This window comes from Lactiplantibacillus sp. ME-2 (genome assembly GCF_022549155.1).
GTDB lineage: Bacteria > Bacillota > Bacilli > Lactobacillales > Lactobacillaceae > Lactiplantibacillus > Lactiplantibacillus plantarum.
Genome location: NZ_JAKZEQ010000067.1, coordinates 1 through 6,290, shown reverse-complemented (window position 1 = coordinate 6,290; position 6,290 = coordinate 1). Strand labels below are relative to the sequence as shown.

The following is a 6,290-nucleotide window of genomic DNA, read 5'->3' as shown; positions in this document are numbered from 1 at the left end:
CGCATAGCCATATTTCATCTTTTTATCTCCTTACTTATGTCATTAAGTAATGACACGGTTCTAACCCTTTAATTATACAGCATCAAAAAACAGGCCACAACTGTTTAAGTTGTGTCGCTGTCATTCTCCTATTATTCTCTGTTACAGGGTCTAATTTGGAGACTCCTAGTGGACATCTACAAGTCTCGTTACATCACGAAATAAAAAAAGTCTAGGTCAATATTGAATTGATCAGCTAATATTATCAATTAAGAGCATCTTGTTTTTCCTGGACCTTTTCCATTAAGTCATTGCTTACATGTGTCAAGAACTCTTTATAGTCATCTTCCCCCCAATGGTTATATCTGTTTGTTTCTTGTTCGTTTTCGTTAGGGGCTGGATTAAGTACTGTGCTTGGGGTTCAGCAATTGTTTTGGTAATCTTAAACGGGTACCTTATTTTACAAACTGTCGGTATTATGTAGTTTAAGTCGGGCCTGAGTGCCCGACTTTTTACGAAGATGGAGATTAAATGATTAAAAACGACCAACCAAAGGATAAAATTATTGATGTGGCTCGCAAACTGTTTGCTAGTCGCGGTTTTGAGGCAACGACGACACGAATGATTAATAAAGCGGCAGGGACTTCAGAGGGCGCACTTTACTACCACTTTCCACATGGTAAACAGGAAATTTTGGATACAATTGTTCAGCAGGGAATTGAAAGTCGGGTTAGTTTACTAACGGTATCACTAACAAATTCGACAACTGTCACTGGTATCGAAACTCAAATGATGACATTATTCGATCAGCTATGGCAAGCATTCCAAAGTGAAACCAGCTATCAATCGTTCATTATTACAATTCGTGAACGAATGCTGTTGTCTGATGAGCAATCTCACTGGTTGATTGACGCGATTCAACAAATTCAGGCGCGATTATCTCAAGCCTTTCAAAATATCGAGAAACTGGCGCTTAATGACAGCCAAGCTGCCGATAACCTTGCGATGATTGTGATGTCGATTTTTCAGAAGGTACTGTATGATGAATTGTTGATTAAAAATCAGCGGCGATTGAGTGCCGATGTGCGGGAACGGGTTCGCCAACAGATTCACTTTTTGCTAGCACCGATTCAAACAACTACAAATTAAAAAACGTCCTTCCTCGATTTGATTCGGGGAGGGACGTTTTGATTAGAAAGCGGATAAGAATTAGAAATCGTAGTCGCTGTTATCCATGGCTTCGGCATTACCCATTAGATAGCCAGCACCAACTTGGGAGAAGAAATCGTGGTTCGCCGTTTCGGTTGAAATGCCGTTCATCACAATCGGGTTGATATCTTCAATTTCGGCATGGGGGAAGCGGGATTCAAAGCCCATGTTTTGAAGGGCTTTGTTGGCGTTGTAGTGAACAAATTGTTTCACGTCTTCGGCTAAACCAATTGGCGCGTAAACTTCTTCAGTGAATGCAAATTCGTTTTCGAGGAGATCATCGAGTAAATCATCCATCCATTTTTTGAATGTTTTTTGTTCAGCTTCTGGCAGCTCGTTATAGCCTAGTTGGAACTTGTAGCCGAGGTAGGTGCCATGGACGGATTCGTCGCGGATCACCAGCTTGATGACCTCGGAAAGGTTGGAGAGCTTATTGTTACCGCGGTACCAAAGTGGGGTAAAGAAGTTGGTGTAGTACAAAATTCCTTCGAGAAAGACACTTGCGACCTTCTTTTCAAGGTTGTTTCCTGTTTGGTAAATGTCATTGATCCGTTTGGCTTTGTACTGCATTCGGGGATTATTGTTCATCCAATTGAAGACTTCGTCAACAGTGGCTTGATCGTTCAAAGAGGTCAAAATAGTGCCGTAACTCTTGGCATGAATTGACTCCATCATCAAAAAGTCATTGATGACTGCCGCTTCCTTCCGTGTCCGAACGTCGGGCCGCATGACGTCGACGCCTTCTTCGGATTGGAGTGTGTCCAGCAAGGCTAATCCCCCGACAACTCGGTTGATGACTGACTTTTCGGTGTCAGAAAGTGTCCGCCAGTCGCGTAAATCATTAGAAACGGGCACCCGTGTATCTAACCAGTATTGTGCCGTTGCTTTATCCCATACATATTCGTCAAATTCGTCTTCGATGATGTCCCAGTTAATTGTTTTATAGCTCATTAGTTGAATGCTCCTTAGAAATCGTAGTCGTCGTCGGTCATTTCTTCAGTGTCCGATTCGTTGTTTGCTGCCGTCACCTGTTGCAAGAATTGATCTTGGTCGATCATCAATTTCTTGAGCTGCGCCACTAGTGGAGATGGCTGAACCTCGTAGCTAGCATCGAAACCAAGTGATGTTAGTGCATGATTGGCACCATAGTAGGCCAAATTGATGGCTTCGGTGGCATCTTCAAGGTTAGCTTCTAGGAAATCTTTTTCGGTTTGCATGAGTTGATCAAACTGGGTGTTAATCCAATGCTGCAGTTCGGCTTGGTCACTTGACGCGAGGTCATCAAACCCAAGGTGAAATTTGTAGCCGACATAGGCACTAAAGATGGCACTTCCACGAAGAATATTGGCCAACATTTGGTAGGTATTGACGAGAGAATGGTTTTGAAGGGTTGTCCAATATTTACCAAATGAAAGGCCAGTTTCGGTCAAAATGAAAAGGGCTTTTTTTTGTAAAGCCGTGCCATTAGTGCTCGTTTGAGCGAGTTGGTCTATTTCAGCTTGCAGATCGGTATTATTGTCTGCCCAAGTGAAATTTGCGCCACCATTGCCTGGAATCAGGGCCCGGAAAATGGTCGTGTAACTCTTAGCATGGACTGATTTCATGAAGGTAATAGTATTTAATACGGATTCTTCTTGTTGGGTTCGCCGATCATGGCGAATGGCAGGAGTGCCGACCTCTGATTGGTAGACGGCTAACATCGATGCACCTGCCAACATGCGGGTAATGGCCTGTTGTTGAGTGTCTGCTAGCTGTTGCCAAGCTGGTTGATCATTCGTGACGGGAATCCGAATGTCCAACCAAAAGTTAGTGGTGAGTTGTTCCCACGTGTATTTATCGAAATTATCTTTAATGTCATCCCAGTTAATTGCTTTGTAGTATAAATAGTCCATCGTTATTTGTTCGTCTCCTTAGTTAGGATTCACAGGTGTACGGGCACCGTGATCCAATAACGTGTTGTCGGTGGGTTAAACGGGCGCTAACCCTGAATACATTCCCTAGATCATGCATGACTCGCATTCATTTGCGGTTTTGATTTCGTCGTCTTCTGTGAATGTTCGGATGTAATAAAGTGACTTGATGCCCTTGGTCCAGGCGTAATTCCGTAACCGGTTAAGGTCCCGGGTCGTCATCTTCAAGTTGTCATTGTCCTTCCACTCGTAAAGGTCGGGTTTCAAAACTGAACGCATGAACAGTGTCAGACTCATGCCTTGATCAATGTGTTTTTGCGCTACGGCATAGGTATCGATGATTTTGCGTTGGTCGATATCATATGCGGGCGTGTAGTAGGGCAAAGTTTCGTTAGACAGGTAGGGTGCCGGGTAGAAGATTGATCCCACTTTATTTTCCTGCCGTTGTTCTACTAATTGTGTGATTGGGTGAAGTGACGCACTTGTTTCATTGACGTACGAAATGGAACCATTCGGTGCCACGGCAAGTCGGTTACGATGGTAAAGACCATCCGCCATGACGGCCTGTTTGAGGGCCTCCCAGTCGGCAACAGATGGTAATTTAATGTTTTTGAAAACTTCTGCAACTTTAGTACTCTTAAATTCAAAGTCGGCGTTCAGGTATTGATCAAAGTAACTACCGTCGGCGTATTTTGATTGCTCAAATTTGGCGAAGGTTTCGTGACGTTCGCGTGCAATTTGGTTACTCGTGACGAGTGAATAGTAGTTTAAGGCTAGGAAGTAAGCATCCGTAAATTCAAGGGCTTCAGGTGAGCCATATTCAATTTGGTGGCGTGCAAGGGCGGTATGCAGACCCATGGCACCCAATCCGATCGTATGGTAAAGTTCGTTACCATGTTTAACGGTTGGGACTTCCTTGACGTTGGTTGTATCGGTCACGAGGGTGAGCGCGCGAACGGCGACCGCAACCGAGCGACCAAAGTCTGGCGAATCAATCATATTCATAATATTAGTTGATCCGAGGTTACATGAAATATCGGTACCAATGGTCTTATACGATAGATCATCATCAAGTTCTGAGGGTTCCTGGGGCTGGAGAATTTCACTACAGAGATTACTCATAATAATTTTGCCATCGACGGGGTTCGTGCGGTTCGCCGTATCAATGTTCAAGATGTAAGGATACCCAGATTCTTGTTGGAGTTGAGAAATCTTTTGTTCTAGCTTCCGGGCGTTAAAGACCGATTTTTTGATGTTCGGGTTGGCAACCATGTTGTCATATTCCTTCGTGATATCAATGTAGGCAAATGGCGTGTGGTATTCGCGTTCAACGTCATAGGGACTAAAAAGATACATCGGTTCGTTAGTCTTGAGCAATTCATAGTATTTATCGGGAACGATCAGCCCGAGGGACAGGGTCTTTACCCGAATTTTTTCATCCGCGTTTTCTTTTTTGGTATCCAGAAAATGTAAAATATCGGGATGGAAAACGTTGAGATAGACAACCCCAGCACCGTTACGTTGACCAAGCTGGTTACTGTAACTAAATGAGTCCTCAAGTAACTTCATCACTGGTACAACCCCGGACGAGGCGTTGGCAATTTTTTTGATAGAATCGCCTGAGGCACGGAGATTTGACAGGTTAACACCGACGCCACCGCCAATCCGTGATAGTTGAAGGGCGGAATTAACGCCACGGCCAATGGAGAGCATTGAGTCGGCCATATCAATTAGGAAACACGACACCATTTCTCCGCGGCGCTTTTTCCCCGCGTTGAGGAAAGTGGGAGTGGCGGGCTGATAACGCTGTGAAATTAATTCATCGGCAACGTCATTAGCAAGTTGCTCATCACCGTTTGCAAGGTAGAGGGCATTGAAGACGACACGGTCGATAAAGCTTTCCAAGAATTGTTGTCCGTCGTTGGTTTTCATGGCGTACTGTGTGTAAAACTTGTACGCGCCGAGAAAACTGCGGAAATGGAAGTGATGGTCTTTCATTCGGTCGAACAAGGACCGCACAAATTCGTGGGAATACTGATTCAGGATATCTGGATCAATGTAATCTTCGTTGACTAAGTAGTTTAATTTGGCATCCAATGAATCAAATTGTTTAGTCTTTGGTTCGACCGTCTCTTCAAAATAGGCCTTGAGGGCTTCTTGATCGTAATATAGCGGAATTTCTCCGTCGACGGGGATGTTTACGAGGTTATTTAAGTAAAAATAGGTGTTTTCCATTTCTGGGGTGCTAGTTGCCATTAGGGACTACTCCTTTGTTGTTTGAGAACTGAATTGATCGCGATAGGTTAAGATTGCATCGGCGATGCGAGGAAAATCGTGTGCTGTGCCACGTAGTTCAAAATCGGTAATGTAGGGAAAACCGAAGCGCTCAGCGTACTGTTTAGCCGTGAGTGCAAACTGCTTATTAAAATTACGATTGCCGCTACCGATAATCCCGTAACAACGGCGATAATTATCTTCGTGTTCTAGGTAATCCCCCAAAATGGTGGTCAAGATTTCGGTGTAGCCGTTGTTAACTCCGTTACCGCCTTTAAGAAAGGCCGGCAGGAAGGCAACAAACGGTTGGTCGAGAGTGGTGAATTCGGGGTGTTCTTTAACGTTAATTGAATTAACTTGAATGTGGCGTTCTTCTTCAAAGTATTTTGTCAGTTTGCCAATAAAATATTTGGTATTACCGCTCAAACTGATGTAGAGAATATTTACAGGTTCCGTAGCGAATCATCGTCCTTTGTCTATATATAGTGTGACGCAAATTATTGTAGCACAATATATAGCGTTTGAATACCGACTTTCCCAAAATGAATCTATTGAATTGCTAAAATATGAATTAACATTATCATTTGATAATGACGATTAAACGGCTGGTACCGGGGATGATTAAATTACGGTGGTGGCCAAAAAAGACAATAAAAAATCGATTTGAAATAATGAGATTTCAAATCGACAATTTTTTAATCAAGTTTTATGAGTTTAGTTGGGTCAATGACGCATCAAAGCGTGCCAGATGACGCTTGCGAATTGAACGCCAGATAAATTAAGCGTGTCGTCGTTAATCAATCAGCCACTTGGCTTCACGAAGTTAGTTTGGTTCTGGTGCAAAATTAACAAAATAGTCTTTTTAATACATTGGGACGATTGTTGAACGGATCATTGTACTAATAATTCGATTAGTGA

5 protein-coding genes are annotated in these 6,290 nt (G+C 43.3%); 1 reads left to right on the top strand and 4 read right to left on the bottom strand.

The window, feature by feature from the left end; genetic code table 11:
* Positions 1-510 precede the first annotated feature (510 nt).
* A complete protein-coding gene (locus tag MMY95_RS14750; protein WP_016527441.1) occupies positions 511-1,128 on the top strand; it encodes a TetR/AcrR family transcriptional regulator in 618 nt (205 codons plus the stop codon).
* 60 nt (positions 1,129-1,188) lie between these two features.
* Here the strand turns inward: MMY95_RS14750 and nrdF are convergent, their stop codons facing one another.
* The 4 genes from nrdF to MMY95_RS14730 form a co-directional block, all read right to left on the bottom strand.
* Entirely contained in the window at positions 1,189-2,139 is a 951-nt protein-coding gene (gene nrdF, locus MMY95_RS14745) for a class 1b ribonucleoside-diphosphate reductase subunit beta (protein WP_003646148.1), read from the bottom strand.
* Between the two features lie 14 nt (positions 2,140-2,153).
* A complete protein-coding gene (locus MMY95_RS14740; protein WP_024971945.1) occupies positions 2,154-3,080 on the bottom strand; it encodes a ribonucleotide-diphosphate reductase subunit beta in 927 nt (308 codons plus the stop codon).
* 105 nt (positions 3,081-3,185) lie between these two features.
* The gene (nrdE, locus tag MMY95_RS14735; RefSeq protein ID WP_033615749.1) at positions 3,186-5,333 is read right to left on the bottom strand and encodes a class 1b ribonucleoside-diphosphate reductase subunit alpha; all 2,148 of its coding nucleotides are present in this window, start codon (positions 5,331-5,333) and stop codon (positions 3,186-3,188) included.
* Positions 5,334-5,360: 27 nt separating this feature from the next.
* Entirely contained in the window at positions 5,361-5,813 is a 453-nt protein-coding gene (locus tag MMY95_RS14730) for a class Ib ribonucleoside-diphosphate reductase assembly flavoprotein NrdI (RefSeq protein ID WP_072535998.1), read from the bottom strand.
* Positions 5,814-6,290 lie beyond the last annotated feature (477 nt).

Coding starts and splice junctions, on each gene's coding strand:
- MMY95_RS14740 (WP_024971945.1), bottom strand. CDS start 3,080: ATGGACTATTTATACTACAAAGCAATTAACTGGGATGACATTAAAGAT.
- nrdE (WP_033615749.1), bottom strand. CDS start 5,333: ATGGAAAACACCTATTTTTACTTAAATAACCTCGTAAACATCCCCGTC.
- nrdF (WP_003646148.1), bottom strand. CDS start 2,139: ATGAGCTATAAAACAATTAACTGGGACATCATCGAAGACGAATTTGAC.
- MMY95_RS14750 (WP_016527441.1), top strand. CDS start 511: ATGATTAAAAACGACCAACCAAAGGATAAAATTATTGATGTGGCTCGC.